The sequence below is a fragment of the Flagellimonas sp. genome (assembly GCF_965215805.1).
Lineage (GTDB): Bacteria > Bacteroidota > Bacteroidia > Flavobacteriales > Flavobacteriaceae > Flagellimonas.
In genome coordinates, this window is record NZ_OZ244124.1 from 3969202 (window position 1) to 3994536 (window position 25335).

Here is a 25335-nt window from a genome sequence, read left to right on the forward strand (position 1 = left end):
GTTGGTTTTAGTGCGGCCAATTCAATTCATTGTAATTTAACTTCTTGCCCGTCCAATAGGGTCTGAAGTCCAGCTGTGGCTATTTTTTGTCCTTTGGACAATCCAGATGTTATTTCGAAACCGTCCGAAGCAAGACTACCTATTTCGATAGCTTGTTTTCGCACCTTGGTGATTGCGCCTTCTTCCTCGATCAAAAACACAAATCGTCCATTGCTATCTTCTCCCACTGCATGGGCAGGAACCACCAATCGGCTTTCATCAATTTCATGATTTCCAAAATCAAAGGCCACATTGGCTGCCATTCCACTTTTGATTGCATCGCTTGGATTTACTACGGTTACCCTGACCGGATAAGTTGCGGTATTCGCATCCACTGCGGGAGCTACTTCGGTGACTTTTGCTTTGAAGGTTTGATCGGGTATGGAAGAAAAGTCCACAGCTACTTCCATTCCTTCCTGCACTCCATTGATGACACTCTCGGGCAAGCCCAAGGAAATTTCCATCTCGGTACCAGAATTGAGGATGGCCACTGAAGATCCTGCCTGGATGTTTTCGTCCACTTCTGCCGAAATAGAGGCAATGATGCCATCTTCAGGCGCGTAGATATATCCGTAGTTTATCTGATCTTGTTGTATCTCCACCCCTCGTTTGGCCGATTTATAACTTTCTTCCGCATTTTTAAACGAGTTTTTTGCGGCCTCAAAATCACTTAACGAAGTGCTCCCTTTTTCATAGAGGGAACGAATTCTGTTCAAGTTCAACTTGCTGGTGTTCATTTGCGATGCAGCACTGTTCAGTTGTGTTATGGACTGTTCATAGGCCAATCTTGATTGCACATTGTCCAGTTTGCCTAGCAATTGCCCTTTCTTCACTCTTTGGCCAAGCTTCATATCAAATTGAGTGATGATTCCAGAGCTTCTAAAACTTAAATTGATGATTTTATCGGTGCGCGCGGTTCCGCTAAAGGTTCTTACCCGTTCTCCTCCCAAAAAGCCAACCTCCTGGTATTTAACGGGCCGCAAGAACTTTTCTTCCTTTTTTTCTTCACTTCCGCAGGATAATAACAATCCCGCCAGGACACTGAACAAACTTAGTTTTGATATGAATTTCATCCCTTTGTGTTTTTGTACGTTAGTTTCTGGTGTTTAAATACTCAAAGAACCTTTGTCTAAACTCGTTGTTCTTTTCTTCAGAATTCAATAAAAAGTAGTAGCCCAAAAAGCGCTCTACCTGTAGCGAATTGATCAAATAATTATAGGTGGCATTGGCCCTGGCCAATTGAGCATTCAAAAAATTGTTCTGCGCATCCAATAATTGCACAATGTTCACAGCCCCACTGGAGTACGATGCCTGTGTAAGTTCCAAGGCTTCCTCTGCGGTTTCTTCTGATATTTGGGAAAGCTGGATATTGGAAATCTGATTTACCAAATTCAGTATGGCTGTCCTAATGTTCACGGCAATTCCCAATTCCACATTGTTTTTATTTATTTCCAACTGCTCTTTTTGAATAATGGCCGTTTGACGGTTGATGTTGGACAAATTCTGGTTTACGATGGGAATGGACAGGTTAAGTCCAGCATTGTAGGTATTATCAATCAGGGAAACACCTGGAGGTGGAGTACTGCCCGCACCTGATCGGCTAAATGTGGAATTATATTGGCCCTGCAATGCCAAGGTTGGAAGAAATCTGCCATATCCGTTCAACCTTATATTCCGTTCCGTAGCCAACAGATTAAAGTCCAAGGATTTTAACTCGGGGGCATTTTTATAGGCCTCCTCTATTAGAAAATCGATAAAGGGCTCCCGTAACGTGGGATTATCCAAAAGGTCAAAAAATTCCTCATAATTGTAGCGCTCAAATATGCCCTCATTGAACTGCACATCCTCCACATCAATTTCAAGATCCACGGGATTGTTCAATATTTGGTTGAGCACCAAAAAACCTTGTTCCAATTGGTTAACGGCCTCCACCATGGATTGGGTGTTTTGTGCCATTTCACTTCGAAAACGGAGCATATCGGATTTTCCCGATTGACCCGCTTCAAAATTCTGTTCTGCAATTTCCAGGTTTCGCTTGGTCAAGGTCACATTCCTTGATTGAATTTGCGCATTTACCTTTAAAATTAGGGCATTGAAATACGCATTTGAAACGTCAAAAATCAAGTCCAGTTCAGCAGCATTAAAATTTGCCTCTTGGGCTTTTTGAAGGCTCTTTTGTATGGAAATGTTGGCGTTGGCCGCTTCTGAAAAAAGAGTCTGGCTTAAGGTTATGTTTCCGCCTGTAGAGAATTCTGGGTTTTGTCCAGCGCTCACCTCTGCGGCATCCGGGTCAACATAGGTGGCAGTTCCAGCAGCGGTTAAACTAGGTAGGTAATTGCTGTTGGCCGACCGTACATCCTGCTGAGCCAATTCAACATCTTTCTGATTAGAACCAAGGGATAGGTTATTTTCAAGCGCATCATCGATTGCGGTCAAAAGGTCATAATCCTTTTCAGAAATAACATTCTTAACCCCAACAAAATCCGTTTGCCCTATCAAGCTGTATTTTATGGGTACGCCAATAGTCTCAGCGGTATTGTAATTGATGGTCAATCTTGGGGTGTAATCTATGTACACCGGAAGTTCGGACAAAGGGGTGCCTGTTACATAAGCCTCTATGGTCAATGCAATGCGTCTAAAAAACTGATCCAGGTTATCATCGGATTGGTAGGTTGCCATAAAGCCATCTCTGACATCTTCAGTACCATTAACAGTAAAGGAAGGAAGTTTGGCCTGCAAAAAGGTATCTGCCAACTGCTTTTTCTCTTCTCTGCTCAGAAAAAATCCTCCGGCCATATAAACTGCGTCAATTCCTTCCAGATTGGAAGTAATGTCCTGAACGGTAGTAAACGGAATCAACTTATAGGTAGCTCCAAGTGCTGTGATTTCCCTGTCAAAAGTCTCTTTGAGCGGAAGTATTTCCACAATTGGGGCATCAATTACGATTCCAACGTTCTCAAAGTTGGTAAGGTCCTTGAATTTCTTGAAATCTTCTTCATAGGATTCGGATTCAACCAGGTAGGTAAAATTCTCTATCCCAGAAGTCGCGTTGGTCAGGTCAAGATTGTGGAGGTCCCGATTGACAGCCCCGAAGAGAATTGTAGGTTTTTGATGTGCTTCCAATGGGCTTATGATTTGATTATTGACCACTCCAAAGGCCAGGATAATATCCGTGTTGTTGTTTAAAAGCTGGTCGTAATTCTGTTTGGCCTTGGCTACATCAAAACCATTGACAAGTATGTTCTCTTCCGGAAATTGAATTTTCGCATCCTCCCCCACCACGGCCACGACTTCAGATTTTAATTGTTCCAGCAAGGGAGACATTTCAGGGTTCATCTGATCAATAAGAATCCCTATCCGGTAGGTCTGGTCGGTTTGGGCAAATGTGACCAAAGACAAGAGAAGCATTACGAAGAATAGTCTTTGTTTCATATATGTTGAGGTTAATTCCTTCCTTACCTTTCTTAGGCGACTTGTAAAAGCTCCTTACAGGTTCTTTTATAAAATGTGATCCGATCCTGACCAACCTTTAACTCCGAATGATACTTTTTCAGTGTATTGTATCACTATGTAAAATTGCCAAACCGGTGGTCAAACAAAATTTCAGAATCATGTTTCATCCTAAAATAGGAAAATTATCTGTAGCTTTTAACATTGCATTAACAAAATGAAGCAAACCTAAAAACCAGGGCGATTTTGATTTGCAATGTTATCCAGAAACCAAAAACTCTCAATAATCGAAAAGAACATCATCTTAAGATGGGGGGCTAGGCCTAACCACAGGGCGAAATATTCTCGGTTTATAAGCCAGGTTGGTATTCGTTACTGGAAGTTGGTGCATTTTTTTTACTTTTAATACCAGTAGGCATCTCGGATTCTATAGTTTATAGGGATTCAGTCCTACAAATCAATCAAAAATGAAGCGTCTTGCAATATTTCTATTTTCTATAATCACCCTACCCTTTTATGCCCAAACCACAGAGGCAATAATTTCCGGAAAGGTTACCGATGTGTGGGAAACTCCCATTCCTGATGCCAATATATTGATCAAGAATACGCAGCGTGGTACAAATTCCGACACGCAAGGGCAGTTTGCCATACAAGCAATGATAGATGAAGTTTTAGTCATCTCCGCGGTTGGTTTTGGCACTATTGAGCTGGTTGTTGACGAGCAGATGGAGGATTTGAAAGTGGTCCTATCCCCTCAAACTACAAAACTAAGGGAAGTGGTTGTTCAAAAAAAGAAAAGGAAAAGACAAAAAGAGTTACTGGCGGATTACCAAGAAAATACTAATCTAATCAAGACATCTTTTGGAATTCTGGACAAAGATCGTTCTTCCACTTCCATGCGCTTTGTGGAGGGTAAAGATCTTATCAATGTGGGAACAGATTTTTTGACCTCATTGAAGAACCACATACCCAGTATGCGGGTTGTAAGGCCACCCCATGTACCCGATGTAGAGGTTTATTTAAGAAGAATGTCCTTTTCCGTGGATACCTCAGGTTCTGTAAATTCAGCGCCCAAGGCCATATTTGATGTGGACGGGATGATTTTTGAAAGCACACCGACTTACCTTTCCGCAAGTGATATAGACCGTTTGGTTGTTTTGGAGCGCAATGCCGCCATTTCCAGATATGGCCCTCGAGGGGTTGGGGGTGTTATTATCGTCAATACAAAGGGCAAAAACCGTATGGACGAAATGGGAATTGTTCGACGGTACGACAACTCTGAAATGCGGGATAGCCTGTATACCCTATTCGATAGTAAAAACAGCTATGTGCCCGAGAATCCTGAATATCTGGATGTCTTTGGTCGAGCGATATCGCATCAAGAAGCAAAGGCATTATTGAAAACCCATGCCGAGGCTTATGCAACCCAACCTTATTTTTTCTTGGACGTGGCGCAGTATTTTAGGGGACGTTGGGATGATCAAAAAACAGCCAACCAATTGCTCAAGGATGTCCGTCAAAACTTTGGGAAAAATATTCCTGCCTTGCGATCACTGGCTTATACCTATGAAACACAGGGACAAAATAATCTGGCTTTGGAAACGTATCTTCAAATTTTACAACAAGATGCTACGGCTCCCCAATCCTATATAGATCTTGCCAATGCCTACGTCGCCCTTGGAAATAGGGAAAAAGCAGCAGAGGTGTACCGACAATTCAAGGAAAACGTCCAAAATGGACGTATTCCAGAAACTGGTGGAATGGACAGCTTCTTTGATTTGGAACCGCCAATGATGTCTCCCACCAGAATTGTAATGACATGGAGTAATCCCGAAATCAATTTGGGTATTCAAATCATAAATCCTGAATCGCAATACAAAATCTGGAACAACAATGAAAATCAGGAGGGTTTAACAACGAAGCAATTCTTTTTGGAGGCAGAACCCAAAGGGGAATGGCAAGTAAACTTGCAAAACTTTGAAGGTGCTGTGACATATCTTCGGGTAACAGCCTATTTTGATTATGGGCTTCCCACCCAACATCAAAAACAGATGCTGTTTAAACTCACCCCAAATTATCAGGGCAATCATTTATTCTCTGTAAATACGCAGAAAGATTCAATCATTGAATGACCCGTTTACCATCAACGGTTCAAAGATATGTTATCCACCCCCAATCGGGCATTGATCCTTCGGTTCCATAGCTGTAGAGCTTCTTGATCTGCACCTCTTTGGGTCTCTCTTTCCATTTTTTTGACCTCAATCGCTGCACCCTGATATATTTCATCAAATATGGCTTTTGCCTCCTCAGAACCCATGCTTTCAGTGATACGGGAAGACGCCAATTGACGGTAAACCTCATAGATATCAAAAATTATATTGATGTAGGCCAACCTGTTTCTGGAGCCATCATTCTTAAATTGGGAAGCATTGAGATCTAATAAAGTTCGGCTTACGGTTTTGTTTTTTCCTTCACCATCCAGATATCTATCCACCACATAGGTAATGTTGAGTCCTTTGCTATTTTTAACACCTGTGCTTTTTATATGGGCCGCTACCGGCGAATCAAAGGATTGACCCACGGTAACATCCCTTTTACCCCTTGCATCTTTTCGACTTGTTTTGTCTTCCTCAACAGGAATAAAGTTTGTTAAATGTTCCCATTGCAAGCGGTAGTCCTTGTGCCAAGACAGTACAGAAGGTTTTGCATACATAAGGTCACTTAAGGGAATATAGCTGTTATAGTTGATCAAATAACCATGCTCTTTCATGAAGTTCATGGAACGATTGTCCTTAAAGCTTTTGGGGAATTGATAGTTCGATTCCCAAAAATGATCCGAGGCCTGCAAAGCAATGATTTTGTCGTAATCATTGTTGAAGGACAATTCCTCGGTAAAATATGGCATCTCAAAAGTGGAATCATAATCGTAAGCATAGAGAAAGGTACGGGAATCGATGATTTCAGAAATGTCATCGATTCTGTAGTTCATCCGCAATGTCAGATTTAAGTATTGGATTTTATACAAATCCATTGGGTCAAAAGCAATATCAAGTTGCATTTCAATGGGTATGAGCTCAATGTTTTCATTAATAGAGGCCAAATCGGTTATATTTGGTTCTTTGACACCCAATTCAATTTTTTTGACAATCATCTGGGCATGGTCCACTATCAGTTTGCCATAAAACAACCTGCCATTGGGTCTCTTGGGGAAAAAGGCAATGGCCACATCCTGCTCGTTACAGGAAGTACAAGGGTCAATTCTCACTTTGTATTTTCTGGAAATCGCCTCATAATTCATATTACCAGGGTAATTTGGTAATAGTTGGCCTGTAGTTCCAAATAGTTCAAAATCACTTAGAATTTTGGTGTTGTCCAGACTGTAAAAGGCAAACTTTTTATTCTGTCCGAACCGACCGCTTTTTACTTTTAGATCCAAGATTCCTCCCGACAGGCTTTGATCACTATTATAAAAACCTTCTATTTGTTCAATGGGGATGTTCCTGGCTGACGAACTCAACTTAAGAAAAGCCTTGCTATGGGTTACTTTATTTTTTGCGCGGTACTTTTCCACAACTTGAGCCAATAACTTATACGGATATTCTTTATCCTCCCCGGCAGTTAACACCACTTCATCCAATGCGGAAACATCCGTCTCAAGATACAGTCTGGATTCTGACTTAAAATAGGACAAGGCTTCCTTTTTAGGTTTGAATCCAATATGTCTTATTTCTAGGGAATCATTGGCAAACTCCGGACCAATGGCAAACTTTCCATCTTCGTTTGTTATGGTATAATCCTCTTTGGATCCATAAATTTTGATGGAACAATAGGGCAAAGGCGTGTTGGTAGCCTTATCATATATATGGCCTTCAATCTTGGATTGGGACCAAGCCGAAGTACAAACCACCAACGCCAGTAACAGATTGAATATTTTCATCATCCAAACGGATTCCCCAACACATTTTATTCAAAATGAAAGGGTTAGACACTGTAAGATAAGTCACTTTTTGCTTGTACCCATAAGTAGACGACATGTTTTTACTTCAATAATGACGAAATGTATGTTTGCACACATTTTGAACTTGGAAATGGGTTCAAAACTGCAACAAAATCTTGGTGTTTTTGAGATTCAAGGATTCCCAACAAAAAAGCCGAACAATATGTTCGGCTTTTCTGCTTTAGCTTGTCGGGATGACTGGATTCGAACCAGCGACCACACGCACCCCATGCGTGTACGCTACCAGACTGCGCCACATCCCGTAATTGACCTTCGGTCAACAATTTTCAATACCCAATTTCCAAGTTTTGCTTAACAAATTGGGAGTGCAAATATACAATTTGGGCAGATTTATCAAACTATTCATTTCATCCAATTTTTTGGACACCCAACTGTTTTTGTCAGCTAATTTCAATCCAGTAGTACGAATTCATTATATTTATTTTTGATAGCTACTCAAATTCAAGGATTTAGGTTCCCAGTAGTTATCCAAATTGACCATGAAAAGAGCACTACTAATACTTATGGCATTTTGGACCAGTCTGGCTTTTTCCCAAGATAGGGAGGCTGCGATTTGGCACTTTGGACAGTTTGCAGGCTTGGATTTCAATAGTTTGATCCCTCGTTCTTTGGCGGGATCAGCCACAGATACATTTGAGGGAACAACCACCATTTCCACCGAGGAAGGACGCTTGATATTTTATGCAGATGGAGAAAGTGCACATAACAGTTTGCATAGGCTCATTTCAGGTAGTAGGTTCCTTCTTGGTAGCACCAGAAGTACCCAATCGGCCATTATAGTCCCGGACCCATCCAATCTCACCAATTATTTTTTGTTCACCACGGACGATTACGAAACTGTGGACACTGTTGTATACACCGGCTCTGGGCTGAACTATTATGATGTGGGTATGGCCGGTCCCGGCTCCATTAGGGACCAAGTTAACCATCTAGTGACCTATGATCCCAGCAACCGATTTGAAAGGGCACTAAAGTGCTCGCAAAAACTTACAGCTATCAAAGATCCATGCGAAGAGATTTATTGGCTTGTAACTCATTTCAAAGACTCGTTTTATGCCTTTAAGATTGATGAAAATGGAGTGAACGAAACACCCGTGGTTTCTCAAGTGGGACCTGCCGTAGAACTCGGTCGACCCTTTATGAACTTTAAAGGGCAGATTAAAATGTCTCCGGATGGAACCCGTTTGGCCATGGCTAATTTCCAGAATGGGGTGGATAAGGAAAGCCATGCACCGGGTAGCCTATATGTTTTTGATTTTAATGTACTTACCGGTGTCGTTTCCAATGAGCAAAAATTAATGGATGACGATTTTGTGTTTGCTTATGGAGTGGAGTTTTCGCCCGATTCCAAAAAACTGTACGCCACTGTAAGTAGTTTTAATAATGGAAATGTGCCGCCTAGTGGTTTTTTTAATAACGGGAGCATGTTGGTCCAAGTGGATCTGGAGGACAATAACAATTATCGCAAAATAGCCGATTCTCCAGTAGACCCTACGGACCTCCAACTAGCAATTGATGGTAAGATCTATCAGGCGCATATTCAAAGGCGCTATCTTGGAGTTATCAATAATCCCAAGGAAGTAGGAGCGGCATGCAACTACGTGGAAGATGGCCTTTCAATGGGTAGGGCAAGTCAAAAAGGGCTTCCAGCTTTTGTGCAGTCTTTTTTCCAGGTGAGGGTTGAATATGAAGAAGCTTGTGTTGGGGACAATACAAAGCTCTCTACCAACTATCTCCCAGACCCTGACAATATTGAATGGGATTTTGGTGATGGCTCACCCGTATTGAATACATTGGACAAATCACCGGAACACGTATATACCAGTGCAGGCACTTATCTGGTCTCTGCCACCATTACCAAAGGTGCAGAAGTGGAAACCTATACCAAAGAAGTGGAAGTGACCTCTTTACCCTTGGCAAACCCTGCTGAGTTGGTACAGTGTGACCCAGACGGCGACGGATTCTCAGAATTCAACCTATTTGAAGCAGCTTCCCTGATAAATGCCACTGAAGGCCTCACCTACAGTTTTCATGAAACTGAAAGGGGAGCTAGGGCAAGTACAAGCGTAATTGCCAATCCGGAAACCTATTCCAATGCATTGGGCAATCAACTTTTTGTGAGGGTGGAGAATGAACTGGGATGTTTTGATGTCACAACATTGGACCTAAGAGTAGTGAGTACGGCTATTCCAAGTGGTTTTCAATTAGAGGTTAGGGCCTGTGATGATGGGGTAGACAACAATTATACTGATGGCATTGGCACCTTTGATTTTAGTAGTGCCACAGGCGCCATAATGGCCCTGTTTCCTGCCAATAGCAATTTTGAAGTTAGCTATTACGTCTCTTCAGAAGATGCACTTTCGGAAACGGATCCCTTAGATCCAACACAATACCGCAATGTGGGATCACCCAACAGACAGGATATTTGGGTTCGGGTGGATGGAGCAGATCAGAATGCCTGTATTGGACTTGGGCAACATATTACCTTAGCTATTGATGAGGGTCCTATTTTTGATTTGGAACCCTCCATAGAAGTCTGCTTGAACCAATTACCTTATCCTATAAGTGCCCGAAATCCACAAGACAACTATACCTACGAATGGATGGACGCAGAGGGAAATATTTTGGGAACCAATCAAAATTTTGGTGTTCCCACAGCGGGAACCTATACATTAAAGGCAACCATGACAGATGGCACCGGATGCGAAGCCTATAGTACTATCGATGTCACAACCATTGACCCTCCAGAAATATTGGATGTAAAGGTGGATGGCCTGGTCAGCTTACAAACCACAGCTACTGTGGAACTCGCAAACTTTGACAACTTCGAATTCTCTTTGGACGATCCGCTGGGCCCGTTCCAAAGCAGCAACATATTTCAAAATGTTCCGCCAGGTGTGCACATGGCCTATGCTAGGGATACTAACGGCTGCGAGGTAGTGGAATTCCAATTTTCTGTTATTGGACATCCAGCCTTCTTTACACCAAATAATGATAGTGTGAATGACTACTGGCAGATACAAGGCATAAGCGCTGATATTCAATCCCAATCTATGGTCTACATTTATGATAGATATGGTAACTTCTTAGCACAAGTTGATGCAGCTTCTGAAGGTTGGGATGGCAGTTGGAATGGTAAACCCCTCCCTGCCTCAGACTATTGGTTCACGGTATTCTTGGAAGATGGTAGATCCTTTAAAGGCCATTTTACCTTGAAAAGGTAAATCCTTTCCATCTGTTTTACATGGTGTGTATTTGGTATTTTGAGATATCAGTTCATCTATTAAATGCGATGAACACCCATTTTTGTCCACCACTTTATGCCCAAAACACTGAAATCACTATATTTAGAGTTGATAGCTATTTACTTTCATCACTATACGAAAGGAATAATACTCCGATTTCGCTATGAAAAGAACACTTACATTGCTCATGGCATGTTGGTTTGGATTGGTGTGTGCTCAAGATAGGGAGGCGGCCATATGGCATTTTGGCCAATTTGCAGGTCTGGACTTCAATAGCCTCGTCCCGCAATCCTTGGTCGGTAGCAGTATGGACACCTATGAAGGTTCTGCAACCATCGCCACCGAAGAAGGGAATCTTCTTTTTTACACGGATTCAGAAGTAGCCTACAATAGATTGCATAGGCGCATGCCTGGAAGTAGGGCTCTATCGGGGAGCAATTTCAGTACGCAGTCCTCCATTATTGTTCCCAAACCAGGATTTCCAAACTTCTATTACCTTTTTATAACAGACGACTACGAAACGGTTGACACCATTGTTTGGAATGGTGATGGTCTCAATTTTTTTGAGGTTAACATGACAGGGCCCGGAACCATCAGTAGCCGTGGGGCCCATTTGATTACCTATGACCCGGATAACCGATTTGAAAGGGCTTTGAAATGCTCCCAGAAACTTACGGCCATCAAGGATCCATGTGAAGATATTTATTGGGTAATCGCCCATTTTCATGACAAATTCTATGCATTTAAAGTGGATGAAAATGGAGTTAACGAAACACCTGTAGTATCACAGGTAGGTCCATTAATGCATTTAGGAGCCTATTCCGGAAATGCCAAAGGACAGATAAAAATGTCTCCCGACGGAACCAAACTGGCCATGGCCAACTTTATGAACAATGTGGATCCCAGCGGGCATTCCCCAGGTAGCCTTTACCTCTTCGATTTTGATATTTTGACGGGTGTGATTTCCAATGCCCAACAGTTGATGGATGATGACTTTGTCTTTGCCTATGGAGTGGAATTTTCTCCGGATTCCAAAAAATTATATGCCACGGTAAGTAGTTTTAACAATGGAGATGTCCCTCCTAGCGGCCATGACAATGATGGCAGTATTTTGGTCCAGATAGATTTGGAGAGAAACAACGATTATCAAAAGATCGCAGAGTCCCCAGTGGACCCTACAGCCCTGCAATTGGCCATAGACGGAAAAATTTACCAAGCACATGTCCAAAGGCGTCACTTAGGGGTAATCAATAATCCAAAGGAACTTGGAGCGGCCTGCAATTATGTGGAAGAAGGTTTACCCATTGGGAACAGCAGCTGGAAAGGACTTCCATCCTTTGTCCAGTCCTATTTTCAAGTTCGGGTTGAATATGAGGAAGCCTGTGTTGGCGACTTTACCAAACTCTCCACCAACTTTTTGCCTGATCCAGATAACATTGCCTGGGACTTTGGGGACGGATCTCCCGTTTTAAACACGATAGATAAATCTCCAGAGCATGTTTATTCCGTACCTGGAACTTATCTAGTTACCGCCACCATTACCAAAGGTGCAGAAGTGGAATCCTATACCAAAGAGGTTGAAGTAACGGCTCTGCCCTTGGCAAATCCGGCCCAACTGGTGCAGTGCGACCCCGATGGGGACGGGTTCTCGGAATTTAATCTGTTTGAAGCCAGTTCCCTGATCAATGCGACTGATGGACTCACTTTTAGCTTTCATGATAGTGAGCGAGGGGCAAGAGGTGGTTCAAGTCCTGTTGCCAATCCAGAAACCTATTCCAATGCCTTGGGTTCCCAACTTTTTGTGAGAGTGGAAAATGAATTAGGCTGTTTTGGTGTTACTACACTGGATTTAAGTGTTGTAAGTACGGCCATTCCCAGTGATTTTAACATAGAGGTCACGGCATGCGACGATGGGGTCAATGACAACTATACCGATGGAGTGGGAACCTTTGAATTTAGCAGTGCTACAAACACTATTCTTGCCTTGTTCCCTCCGGGCAGCAATTTTGAGGTCAGCTATTATGCATCTGCGGAAGATGCCTTGTCAGAGTTGGAAGCCATAGACCCAATGCGCTATAGAAATGTACTATCTCCTGGTCAGCAGGATTTATGGGTGAGGGTGGATAGCGAAGACCAAAATGCCTGTATTGGACTTGGACAGCACATAACATTGGTGGTGGATGAAGGACCAATTTTTGATTTGGATTCCAATCTAGAGGTCTGTCAAAACCAGCTACCGTATTCCATAGGTCCGACGAAGGTCCAAGATGTTTATACCTATGAATGGATAGATGTCGATGGAAATGTTTTGAGTACAAACCAAACTTTTGGCATTCCAGCTGAAGGAACCTATACCTTAAAGGCAACCATGACTGATGGAACTGGATGCGAAGCTTTCAAAACTGTGGAAGTCACAACGATAGAACCCCCAGAAATTTTAACCGTTAATGTTGACGGATTGGTAAGCTTACAAACCACGGCAACTGTGGAATTGGCAGAATTTGGGGATTTTGAGTTCTCGGTGGATGCGCCTTTTGGCCCCTTCCAAAGAAGTCACGTATTTGAAAATGTGGCTCCTGGGATCCATAAGGCCTATGCTAGGGATATTAACGGCTGTGAGGTGGTGGAATTCCAGTTCTCCGTTATCGGACATCCTGCTTTCTTCACTCCGAATAACGACAATGTGAACGACTATTGGCAAATCCAAGGTATCAGTGCAGACATCCAGTCGGGTTCCATTGTTTATATCTTTGATAGATATGGGAATTTCCTTGCCCAAGTAGATCCCGCTTCCCCGGGTTGGGATGGTAGTTGGAACGGTCAGCCCTTACCCGCTTCGGATTATTGGTTCAGTGTTTCTTTGGAGGATGGTCGGTCTTTCAAGGGTCATTTTACACTGAAACGATAGATTAAAGGGAGTTAATTTCCTGTCAAAAATTCCCTGATTTCAATATAAAACGCTTCTCTTGCCTCAGCGGAATCATCATTTGGGTGTAACAAAAAGTAGCTCAATGTTTGATTTTGGCAGAATTCTTCCAGACTCTTCTTTCCCCAAAAGTGATAGCTCAACAACAAGGTGTGGTAGTCAATTGTGTAAGGCTTATGTTTCTCTCCATACCCATTAAGATATAGATTCAAAAGAAACAGTGAATATTCCAAAGTTTTGGTTTCGATAGGCAAAAAAGAAGGTAATTGCAGGTCAAATTTGTTTGAATCCATTGTGGTCCCGAATTTAAGATTTGGATTAGCATTCAAGACCCCAAATACCATTGAGCCAATAATTTTTCTGGCCAACAACTATTTTGTGCACATACGTTGAATAAAAAGAGGCGAGGTTATAACTCCAATCAAACTAATTCTGCAAACAGAGTCTTGGATGAGTAAATATAACAAAATTTGGATTACACCTACCTGTATAAGGTGAAATGTCCTACGTATTGTTGTTTTTCCCTATCATTGGCGTAGACCACGTACCAATAATCCCCTGTAGGAAGCGGATGTCCTTCATAGGTTCCGTCCCATTTCTGTACTTGATCAAGTCTGGCTATCACTCTACCATAACGGTCGTAGATGATCACATCAATATTAGGGAAGAACTCTCTATTTCTAGGATACCAATTATCATTCATACCGTCTCCATCGGGCGTAAAGAACGGAGGCATTTCCGGCATTCCCTCAAAATCAAAGGCCATCATAAAGTTGGCCTCGCAGCCATTACGGTCACGAACCATAACATTGACATTGGCATCTTGGTTAATGGTAAATGTATTGGTTTCCCCAAAGGATTCACCTTGGAAGAAATATTCATACCCTCCGAAACCTCCGGTTGCAATAGCCTTAATTTCTGTAGGACCCGTTTTGAGTACTTCCAAAGTCAATGGCTCATAAACCTCTATTTCAAACTCAACAAAAGTTACACAACCATTTTGATGGTAGATGAAAACCGTATGCTCGCCTTCTGGAAGATCACCAAAAGTTCTTTGCTCCGTGGCCAAACTAATGTCGTCCACATCCAATGAAAAGAGCAGGTCGTTGAGCATGGAATCGTCGGCAATGGAAACCGTGGCGGTACTATAAGGGAAGATCCCCTCACAGCCATACTCCACAATAGGTTCTGCCATCAATTCTATACCGAGCCCAATATCTGCAGTAACGTTGGTTTGACAACCATTGGAATCCCTTACAAAGACCACATAGGTTTCACCCCCTTGAAGGTTATCAAAGAACAAGCTGTCGTTTTGCTCAAAGTCAGCATCATCAGCAGAATTTACACTGGTGAAATAGGGTGCTGTACCACCTGTGACCTCCAAGGTCATGGTACCATCCATATCACCCAAACAAACTTCGGGCGTTGTTGATGCCACAGCCGCGATCAATTCCATAGGCTGGGTTATTTCCACCGTTCGGGTAATGGTACAACCCAAATCATCCTGGATGATCACATCATAGGTTCTGGGCGAAAGATCATCAAACGTCTTTCTATTTGGATTGGCTGGATCGTCTCCTTCAAAGAACTCACTCAAAGTATCAGAAATGGAATAACGGATGGCTCCGGTTCCTCCACTGGCTTCAATAATAATCTGTCCATTGGTATCACCATAACAGGCTACTGGAACGGCTTCCAAATACTCCAATACCAATGGCGGTTTTGGTTCTATAACAATGGGGTCCGAAATGGCCTCACATCCCCCACTCTGAGCATATACATAATAGGTGCCAGGCAATAAGTCCCTAAAAATCCCCGAGCTTTGTGCGGATCTTACCGTTGTTGCAGGTGTAGGTACTGGAGGTGTGTTCGAATTCAAAAGGGTATAGATATAGCTTCCAATACCTCCAAATGCTTCCGAGCGTATAATACCCGTTGCTTCACCAGCACAGTTTATGGTAGCGTTGGTCAGGTCAAGAGCAATGACCAAAGGTGCTGCCGGATCCAAGGAAATCTGGTTGGATTTCTCAAACGGACAACCGTTGGAATTCTGAACGTCATATTGGAAAGGTCCGGGATCAATGGTAATATCCGCCGCAATTTCAACGCTACTCAATCCAGCTCCAAAGGGTGTAAACGGATCCGATGTTCCCGCTCTTCTATAGAAATAGTCCACACCTACTTCCGGATTGGTCACGGTCAATTGCATCCTACCCAAATCCCCACAACCTGGAGGCTGTAGCTCCACCAATTCTGCAATCACAATTTCTGGATCTTGAACGGTTATCGGAACCGTGGTAAAACTACAATTCCAGCCATCAAAAATGGTAATGGTATAGTCCCCGGCAGACAAGTTGGCAAATGTTGGAATGGTCTGAAGTCCACTATTGGTTCCATCCGTTATCCTGTTCAATTGATACAAATAGTTTCCTGGACCTTGTCCTCCCGCCATATTGTAGGCTTCAATGATTCCATCATTGTCATTGTTACAACGCAAGGGTTGAACCACCTGAATATCTGCCGAAATTGGTACGGGCAATGGCAGGTTAATGGTTGTGCTTTCCTCACAGCCCCTAAAATCACGGATATTTACTGTATAGGTTCCCGTTGACAAATCTTGGAAAATAGGATTGGTATTGGGATAATCTACCAACACGGTAACACCGTCCGGAGCAATCAATTGGTACTCATAGGTTCCCCAACCTCCGTCTCCAGTGGCCGTAATTTCACCAAATCCAGGAACATTACAAGTCACCTCAGTGGTTTGCACCGCTGTTACGGTAAGTGGTCGGTCTGGAGACCTAACGGTAACCACATTACTAACCACATCACAATATGGATCATCCAAGGCTTCAATATGAACTACCAGGTTTCCAGCTGGCAGTCCCGAAATAATCTCTGGGCTATTGATCGGGGCATTGGTATCAAAACTACCTGTTACTCCAGTAGTGGTTTCCACTCCTGAATTATCCCTCGAGAAGACTTCATAATTATAAGTACCGCTATAATTGTTGATTGCCAAACTGATTTCACCATCGTTTCCATTGAAACAGGTTACCGGTCGTACCTCAGCTATGACAGCCTCAATATTATTGTATTCTGGCATGTTGATGGTAGCGGTCAAATAAGAACAACCTCCACTTCCCACGTCCGTCACTGCAAAGATGTAATCCCCTGGAGTAGAAATGTCCCAAGTTACCCTATCCGTTCCAGATGAACTTCTGGCTGGTTCGGAACCTAGCGGTAAAATCTCAACTTCATAGTTTCCTGGCCCTTCATTGACAATGATTTCGATAAATCCAGGGTTAACTCCGCTTCCAGAGGCATCACAGGATATAGGTCCTACATTATAACTAAAGGTGATATCCGTCGGTGTATTGATATTGACTGTGGTAGTCTCTTCACACCCACTCTGGTCCCTTGCGGTTAAAATGAAGGTTTGGTTTGTACCGTTGTCAATAACTTCAAAAACATTACTGGTCTGGAAGTTGGTACCATCAAACTGGGGTGTACCGTCATTTAAGCTATAGGTATAGGGTCCTGTTCCTGTAGGTGTTCCCGTTCCATCCCCATTGGTATCCGTGTAAACGGTTATGGTAGCCGTACTAAACTGATTGCTGGATGGGTTACAGCTGAATTCTGTGTGAATGGCATCTACCAACAACAAAGTAGGTTCTGCTATGATCACGTCTCCAGAACGATCTGTACAACCTCTATCCGAAACTACTTCCACTTGATAGGTATCTGGCGTAAGATTATCAAAGACAGGTGATGGTTGTGGACCAGCGATCACGGTAGTGCTAGCTCCATCATATAGAATATAGCTCAATGGAGTATCTGTATCCGAACCAGGTAGAAGTTCTACCGAAATGGTACCATCACCAGCTCCGTTACAGGAGATATCCGTACTTGGGGTTGCTGTTATCACTGGAGTATTTACCGTTGAAACATTCACAATGGCTTCATCCGAACATAACGGACTGGTATTGGAGCTTAAGTCCGTTACCAGAATGTTGTAATCTCCAGGCATTACATTAGTGAACACATTGGAGCTTTGGGCCGGACCTACATTCGCCAAGGTTCCTGCATCCCGCAATTGGAATTCAAAATTTCCACTACCCCCTGTGGTATTCACGGTAATCTCTCCATCACCGGCATTACAGGTAGGGAATGAAGTAGCATCCGCGGTTATCGCAAAGAAATCGAACACATCTGCATTTACTGTATTGATACATCCATTACCATCCCTTACGGTAATTACATAGCTACCTGGGTTGGGAACCACAAAATTGACACTGGTCTGGTATCCGCTTCCAATATCATACATAAAGGTTTCATGTGGCAATCCAGAACCTGTCGAAATAGGAGATAGCACCTCAATCTGATATCCGCTGGTTGCGGTACATTGATTTGTAACATCGATTGTTGGATTTGGCACTCCAGCTTCCTGGCTCACCGTTGCCGTTGTCATAGCTGTACAACCGTTTGCATCCTGTACATAGAAATCGTAGTTGGTCGGATATGGCCCTGGTATTTCAAAGGTAGTATCTGTATTGAATACCGTTGGAGCAGGATCTCCTGACGGCACATAGGCATATCCGAATGGAGTTCCTGAACCAATACCTCTAACGGTTACAAAGGCCCCAGCATTACAGGTTGCCTGTACATTACTATCGATAACAATGGATGGGGAACTAAAATCAATAAAGACCAAGGTACTTCCCGTACAACCGGTATTGTTATCTGTTACCAAAATCTGATAGTTCCCTGGCGCCAAACCAGTGAATGAATCATTGAAAGGAATTGCCACATTATTATGTGGAGTTGGGCCTGTAATGGTGGCTCCTGTATCTGTATTTTGAAGAGTAATGGTTAAATCTGCTGGGCTTGCAATTCCTGTCACTTCGTAATCAATTGCACCACTTCCCGCAACGTTACAGGAGGCTGTTGTAGCTGTAGCCATTACAGTTACTGGACTTGGAGCCGTAATCGGATCAATTTCCTCTATGTACGTACATCCCAAGGCATCCCTGACTTCAACAAAATAAGTCACTCCAAAGGTCACCATTGCGGAGAAATCATGGATATCAACACCATTAACGTTGGCTAGTACAAAAGTAGGGTCACCCACCAATCTAAATTCATAGGGCGCCGTACCTCCAGTGGCTTGTACGCGATAAGATATGAAAGGATCGGTACAAAGGGCTGGTGGTGGATCCAAAGGAATCAAATCCAGTGTGTTTTGGTCAATCACCACTGGGTCCCTGTCCTCACATCCTGTGGAATCGGTGGTTACGACGGTATAGTTTCCAGCAGGAAGATTTGGGAAGTTAACCGTTGTACTGGCGGTTCCCATGGAAGATGCCACTAAATTTCCTGCAACATCAAGTAACACATAGTCAAAGGGAGCTACACCATTATTGATGGTGGTTGAGATTGAACCCAATACAGATCCGGCCGAGCAGACTGCTGGAGACGGCGTAGCCGTGGCATCCAAGGCAGCACTTCCCCCAATGGTTACATCATAAGCTGGGCTAACACAGCCTCGGCTATCCCGAATAACAAACCCACCATGGGTTCCAGGTCCATAACCGGAGAATATATTTTGTGTTCCAAAAGTCACACCATTATCATTACTGAATTCATACGGAGGAATTCCCTGGGAAGTATCCGGAATCAGTTCCACAATACCACTATTAGCATCGCCACATTGTGTGTCCGTTCCTACCACCGAACCAGCAATGGTCTCCGGTGGCGTTATGGTAATCACGTTGGATTCTGTGGTACATCCCTGGGCATCGGTAATCATAAACTGATAAGTGGTATCCGAGATGATAGAACCATCATTGGGAACACTGTATATAAAGGAGGTTCCCGTAATATTGTTGTTGTCAGAGGTATAAGGTGCTCCATTGATACTGACTTCGTAAATGTCATAGTCTCCTCCTGAAGTGTATCCATTGGAAATGTTCACCTGAATCTGTCCTGGAGGTCCTGCACAATCCAACTCCTGAATGGTAACCGCGGTAGCCATTACCTGAGGTTCAATGGTCGCGGAAACGGTGTCTCTACAATCGTTGGCATCCACTACTTCTATGGTATAGTTGCCCGGAGTAAGACCAGAAAATGTATTACTGGCCCCCAAAGCTCCCCCATTGATACGATATTGATAAGGTGCTGTGCCCAGTGTTGCATTGACCACTAAGGTTGCTGCGTTGAAGTTATCGTAGCAAAAGTCGGAAGCACCCAAGTCCAATGTCAAGGCAGGGGCTTGCAATGAGGTTAGCGTAAAACTATCTGTAACAGTACAACCGTTGGCATCGGTAACACTGACTTGATACAAGCCATCTTGGGAAAGATTGGAAAAAACCCTTCCATTTTTTGGACCACGGGTGGATCCATCAGGTTGGGTCAAGGTATATCTATTACCACCCCAACCACCAACAGTGTTGATTCGTACGGAGCCAATGTTACCATTCTGACAACTCATATCGGTGACATCCAAACTGGAAATAGCGAAAGCCGTGGAGGGTTCTTCAATAGTTAGGGTAGCTGTATCCGTACAATTGGTATCCTCGTCGGTTACGGAGATCACATAATTACCTGCCGCCAAACCTGTAATAGGGATTATGCCCGCATTTTGCCCAGTGAATAGTGGACCACCATCAATACTATAGCTATAAGTGGTATTAAATCCGTCAACCAAATATCTTCCTTCCCCATCAGAATCACCTACACAGGTAACCACTTTGGTCTGTTGGGCTTGAACCCCAATGGAACTGATATCGGTTATGGCATAATTTTCATCGTAGGAACAGCCTTCATTGTCGGTAACCCTAAAGGTATAGGTTCCCAATCCCAGTCCGGTAAAGGTATCATTGGTTCCATTGTTGACTGCGCTTGCTGCCGGGGCAATAATTTCATAGGTATAAGGCCCTGTTCCCCCAGTTACCACAAGACCAACACTTGCAGTTGTGGTTATACAATCCAAACTGGAAATGGTAAAGGCTATGTCGGTAGGTTTATTCAGGGTATTGAATACAATATCCGGTAGGGGTTGCACACAACCATTGGCATCCCTCACCAAAGGAGTATAGGTTCCAACCCCCAAATTGGTAAATACATTTCCAGAACCAAATCCAGCACCAATGCTATACTCATAAGGTGCTGTACCTCCTGAGACACCCGAAATGGTGATTTGGCCTCCATTTTCGTTCAGGCAAGTTGGGGACGAATCCGGTGTTGCCGTGGCACTAATGGTAGAAGGTGTACCTACCGTAGCTGTTTGCGGTGTCGTGGTACATGAAAAGGAATCTTGTTCATATCGCAATACGATATCATAGGTACCAGGAGCCAAGTTGGAAAACACATTACTAATCTGATAATTGGCACCATTGTCAATACTGTACTCTATCTCGTATCCAAATCCGTTGGTCACATTTATGGTTATCCTTCCATCATTTGCTCCACCACAATTGGCGTCTTCTTCGGTAAAGTTGAACAAGGGTGGTGGTATGTCCTGAACGTCCACAGAGGCAGTTCTTTGACATCCGTTGGCATCTTCCACCAAAATATTGTAGGTGGCAGCAGAAGTAACCGAAAAAGTAGTCGAACCTGTATAAGTTGAGCTGAATGGACCTCCATCCACACTATAGCGGTATGGGGCAGTTCCTCCTGAAGTGGTTAAGTTGACATCTACCGAAGAGGCTCCACAGCCAAAACTGTCAGAAGCTGTAGCAGAAACATCTAATGGACTAATACCATTACCAATTTCGATTGGACCACCACCAGTAACCGTGGTCACCGTCTCAGAACAATCATTGGTGTCAACTCGAATGGAATAGGTCCCTGGACCAACATTGGCAAAGGTATAGCTGTCCGAGGCATTGGGACCAAAGGTATCAACCGTAATCCCATTTTTAATCAGCCTGTAGGTAAAGAATCCTGGAACGCCGGAGACCTGCACATCCACACTTCCCAACTCTCCACTACACAGAATATCGTTGGCCGTGACATCGACTGTGATATCCAAATCTTGAACATTAACGGTATTGGACGGGAAGACACAGGCACTGGCCGACACATTTTTCAAACGTACCCACACCATGTAATTCCCAGCAGTGGTTACATCAAAGAAAGGATCATCCTGATACGGACCTGCTGCACCACTTATGCTATATTCATAACCAGCCGGTACATTGGTTACTTCTACCCTACCTGGATTACCACAGATGATATCTTCGTGAATCAGTTGGGGATCCAACGGGTTCAAAGTGGATTTAAAATAAAAATACTGACCTGAATCCACTCGCACCCTAAATTCACCAGCAGATGACAAACTATAGGTTGCTCCAGTCCCTACTGTATTCCAAGTACAAGCTGCATTTATGGTTGGACAATCATCTACAACAGTTGGGGCACAAGTGTTGGTATCCAATTGTTGCCATTCGTAACTGCTACCGGATTGACTAAGGGTTAAAGTTCTAATATCACTGGTTCCACATAAGAAGAATTTGGCCAGTGTACTACCATCATTGGGGCATACCACCTCTTCGTTGGCTCCCTGAATAATAGTCATGAATATAGGAGCAGAAGCGGAAATTGCGTCGTGAACCTGAACCTTGGAGGATTGTACCTCCAATAATTCAGCTTTTTTGGCTTTACTAGTTCCAGAGACAGCATCTACCACCTTGGCAAATACCTTATTCACCTCTGTTTTTGCAAGTACTGTGGAACAAAAAATTGATATAAACACCAACAGCACGGCATATAGCAAATGCCTTGTTTTCTGTGGGAGCATAGGTTAAGTCTTGTTATGGTAGAATACGTCAGATTTGGGGTCTTAATATTCTAGATTGTAATTGTCTAAACTTATATTTTCTCGTTATCTTTCGACTACAGAAAGTCGCAGTTCATCTATAAAATCTATAATTTCAACGTTAAATTATGAAAAAAAGTGCCATTCTTCCTTATTTATTCGTTGTAATGCTTAATACATCTTGTGCCCAAAACTCCGATAAAGGCATAAATCTTCCCGAAAGTATTGATTTTACTACACATTTGGTAATTCAGGACATTCAAAACCCTTGGGGTATGGTATTTTTGCCAAATGGGGAAATTCTTGTTACCGAAAAATCAGGGAAATTATTCCATTATAAAGATGGAAATACCACTCAAATTTCAAACATTCCGAACATTTATGTCCGAGGACAAGGTGGGTTTTTGGATATTGAACTACACCCCAATTATGAGGAAAACGGGTGGATTTATTTTTCCTATGCATCTTCTGAAGGAAATGGCAAAGGTGGCAACACTGCAATTTCCAGAGCGAAGCTTTCGGGCAATCAGCTTACGGATCACCAACTCCTTTATAAAGCCGAACCCAATACAACCAAAGGACAACATTTTGGTTCCAGATTGGAATTTGACCGGGAGGGATACCTGTACTTTTCGGTAGGAGATCGTGGAAACAGGGATGTTAACCCACAAAGCATAAGGAGGGATGGTGGAAAAATCTATCGCATCCATGATGACGGCAGCATTCCAAAAGACAATCCTTTTGCAGATAAGTCAGGGGCGAAAACCGCTATCTACAGCTATGGCCATAGAAACCCGCAAGGTTTGATACTTCATCCCAATACCGGTAAATTATGGGAGCACGAGCATGGTCCCCGGGGAGGTGACGAAATCAACTTGGTACAAAAAGGCAAAAACTATGGCTGGCCAGTGATTACCTATGGCATTAACTATAGTGGTACAAAAATTACCGATGAAACCTCCAGACCAGGCATGGAACAACCTGTATATCAATGGACACCCTCCATTGGTCCAAGTGGTATGGCTTTTGTTTCTTCGGATAAATACCCTAAATGGAGCGGAAATCTTCTGGTAGGTTCCTTGGCATTTCAGTATCTGGAGCGTTTGGTCATTGAAAACAACAAAGTAGTCTACCGAGAGAAATTACTTGACGGCATGGGTCGTGTTCGAAATGTGAGACAAGCCCCAAACGGTTTTATCTATGTTGGGATAGAAGGAAAAGGAATCTATCGTTTGGATCCCAAATAATACCTGTTTGTTATTTCAAGGCCTCTATTGCATTCTTTACTGAGCCATGCTCTTTCAAAGCCTTTTGCGCTTCGTCATAATCCAATCCAAGCGCTTCCACTAGGTAGCGGGTACCGCGATCTACCAACTTATTGTTGCTCAGTTGCATGTTTACCATTTTATTCCCTTTCACCCTACCGGCACGAATCATCAAAGCAGTGGAAATCATGTTGAGTGCCAGTTTTTGGCTGGTACCACTTTTCATACGGGTACTCCCCGTCAAAAATTCAGGTCCCACGTTTATTTCGATGGGAACGTCAGCCAATTGAGCCAAAGGTGATCCAGGGTTGTTAGTGATCCCGCCCGTGAGAATCCCATGTTTTTTGGCATCTTCAATTCCTCCCAAAACATAAGGGGTGGTTCCCGAAGCGGCAATACCCACTAAAGAATCATTGGCATTTATATCATATTCCATTAAATCTTTCCATGCTTGTTGCGTATCATCCTCTGCGTGCTCCACAGATTTACGAATGGCAACATCGCCTCCGGCCATTAGACCTATGACCCGATCATGCGGCATCCCAAAGGTGGGTGGTATTTCCGAAGCATCCAGAATTCCCAACCGACCACTGGTACCTGCGCCAATATAAAACAGGCGTCCGCCTTTCTCAAAACGTTCCACAATACCATCAATAAGCTGGGCCAATTGAGGCAACACTTGCTCAACAGCTTCTGCAACCCTCTTATCTTCTTGGTTGATTCCTTCCAAAATTTCATTGGTGGACATCTTCTCCAAATGATCATGGTTGGAAGAACGCTCGGTAATTTTGATATAATCTGTCATATTATAATAGGTATAGGTCTTGATTTTTAAAACTTTCCAACAACGGATGCTCCGGATTCAATTCGGTAATCATGGTATCGATCATATTTAAATCGCAGGTTTTGAACCGATGTTGCGAATTCAATTTTTCTGAAATGCACAAAAGCACGGTTTTTTTGGAAGCTTGGATTACCGCTTTCTTGGTTTGGACAATATCCCAGTCAAATTCCGTTAACCCAAAAGCTGAGTCCACATAGCCCGTGCCAATGAAACTGTAATCTACCTTTATTTGGGATAGATTATGAATGGCATTGGAGCCGATGGCTATTTGAGAATCCTTGGACAACATCCCCCCGATGAAAATGGTCTCCACATTGGGTTTCCCCAAAAGTTCCATAGCTACTGGAAGACTAAGGGTAAAACAAGTCAAGTTAATGTTGGCAGGAAGCAATCTGGCCAATTCCAGGCAGGTTGTGCCCCCATCAATTAAAATAACACTGTTCTCTTTTAAAAAGGAAGTCGCCTTTTGGGCAATCAAAATCTTCTCCTCTAGGGCATATACATTGTTTCTCGCAGGGCTATGGTTTGCAAAACCGGTAGAAACTGCGCCTCCATGAACCTTGACCAACTTGTTCTCTCCATCCAGCTCCTTGACATCCCTTCGAACCGTATCTATGGAAACATCGAGTTTTTCCGCCAAATCGGTGAGCAGAACGCGGTTGTGAAGCTCCACTTCATTCAATATAGTATGCTGTCTTTCCTCTTTAAGCATGTAAGCAGCGTGTTAATT

11 protein-coding genes and 1 tRNA gene are annotated in these 25335 nt (G+C 43.2%); 4 read left to right on the plus strand and 8 right to left on the minus strand.

Annotated elements, in window-relative coordinates; genetic code table 11:
• Nucleotides 1–26: 26 nt before the first annotated feature.
• Both ACOOE0_RS17550 and ACOOE0_RS17555 read right to left on the minus strand, forming a co-directional pair.
• Nucleotides 27–1112, minus strand: a complete 1086-nt coding sequence (locus ACOOE0_RS17550; protein ID WP_420400208.1) for an efflux RND transporter periplasmic adaptor subunit — start codon at nt 1110–1112, stop codon at nt 27–29.
• 19 nt (nt 1113–1131) lie between these two features.
• Nucleotides 1132–3471: a TolC family protein gene (locus ACOOE0_RS17555; RefSeq protein ID WP_420400209.1), complete on the minus strand. Its 2340-nt coding sequence runs from the start codon at nt 3469–3471 to the stop codon at nt 1132–1134.
• A gap of 485 nt (nt 3472–3956) precedes the next feature.
• On the opposite strand from ACOOE0_RS17555, the gene ACOOE0_RS17560 reads away from it, so the two are divergent.
• Nucleotides 3957–5621, plus strand: a complete 1665-nt coding sequence (locus tag ACOOE0_RS17560) for a carboxypeptidase-like regulatory domain-containing protein (RefSeq protein ID WP_420400210.1) — start codon at nt 3957–3959, stop codon at nt 5619–5621.
• Nucleotides 5622–5632: 11 nt separating this feature from the next.
• Here the strand turns inward: ACOOE0_RS17560 and ACOOE0_RS17565 are convergent, their stop codons facing one another.
• Both ACOOE0_RS17565 and ACOOE0_RS17570 read right to left on the minus strand, forming a co-directional pair.
• The gene (locus ACOOE0_RS17565) at nt 5633–7429 is read right to left on the minus strand and encodes a carboxypeptidase-like regulatory domain-containing protein (RefSeq protein WP_420400211.1); all 1797 of its coding nucleotides are present in this window, start codon (nt 7427–7429) and stop codon (nt 5633–5635) included.
• A gap of 246 nt (nt 7430–7675) precedes the next feature.
• Nucleotides 7676–7749 (minus strand) — tRNA-Pro (locus ACOOE0_RS17570).
• A gap of 237 nt (nt 7750–7986) precedes the next feature.
• Between ACOOE0_RS17570 and ACOOE0_RS17575 the strand changes: the two genes are divergently transcribed.
• Nucleotides 7987–10731, plus strand: a complete 2745-nt coding sequence (locus ACOOE0_RS17575; RefSeq protein WP_420400212.1) for a T9SS type B sorting domain-containing protein — start codon at nt 7987–7989, stop codon at nt 10729–10731.
• A gap of 184 nt (nt 10732–10915) precedes the next feature.
• Nucleotides 10916–13660, plus strand: a complete 2745-nt coding sequence (locus ACOOE0_RS17580; protein WP_420400213.1) for a T9SS type B sorting domain-containing protein — start codon at nt 10916–10918, stop codon at nt 13658–13660.
• Nucleotides 13661–13671: 11 nt separating this feature from the next.
• Here ACOOE0_RS17580 and ACOOE0_RS17585 read toward each other — a convergent pair whose 3' ends face one another.
• Both ACOOE0_RS17585 and ACOOE0_RS17590 read right to left on the minus strand, forming a co-directional pair.
• Complete coding sequence (locus ACOOE0_RS17585) at nt 13672–13971, minus strand: hypothetical protein (RefSeq protein WP_420400214.1); 300 nt, start codon at nt 13969–13971, stop codon at nt 13672–13674.
• Nucleotides 13972–14159: 188 nt separating this feature from the next.
• Nucleotides 14160–22478 carry a T9SS type B sorting domain-containing protein gene (locus tag ACOOE0_RS17590; protein ID WP_420400215.1) on the minus strand — a complete coding sequence of 2773 codons (8319 nt, stop codon included), beginning with the start codon at nt 22476–22478 and terminating at the stop codon, nt 14160–14162.
• 146 nt (nt 22479–22624) lie between these two features.
• Here ACOOE0_RS17590 and ACOOE0_RS17595 point away from each other — a divergent pair, with 146 nt between their 5' ends.
• On the plus strand, nt 22625–23743 hold the full coding sequence (locus ACOOE0_RS17595; RefSeq protein ID WP_420400216.1) for a PQQ-dependent sugar dehydrogenase: 1119 nt from the start codon (nt 22625–22627) through the stop codon (nt 23741–23743).
• 10 nt (nt 23744–23753) lie between these two features.
• Here ACOOE0_RS17595 and murQ read toward each other — a convergent pair whose 3' ends face one another.
• Entirely contained in the window at nt 23754–24566 is an 813-nt protein-coding gene (gene murQ / locus ACOOE0_RS17600; RefSeq protein WP_420400217.1) for an N-acetylmuramic acid 6-phosphate etherase, read from the minus strand.
• Between the two features lies 1 nt (nt 24567).
• Nucleotides 24568–25317 carry a DeoR/GlpR family DNA-binding transcription regulator gene (locus tag ACOOE0_RS17605; protein WP_420400218.1) on the minus strand — a complete coding sequence of 250 codons (750 nt, stop codon included), beginning with the start codon at nt 25315–25317 and terminating at the stop codon, nt 24568–24570.
• Between the last annotated feature and the right edge of the window lie 18 nt (nt 25318–25335).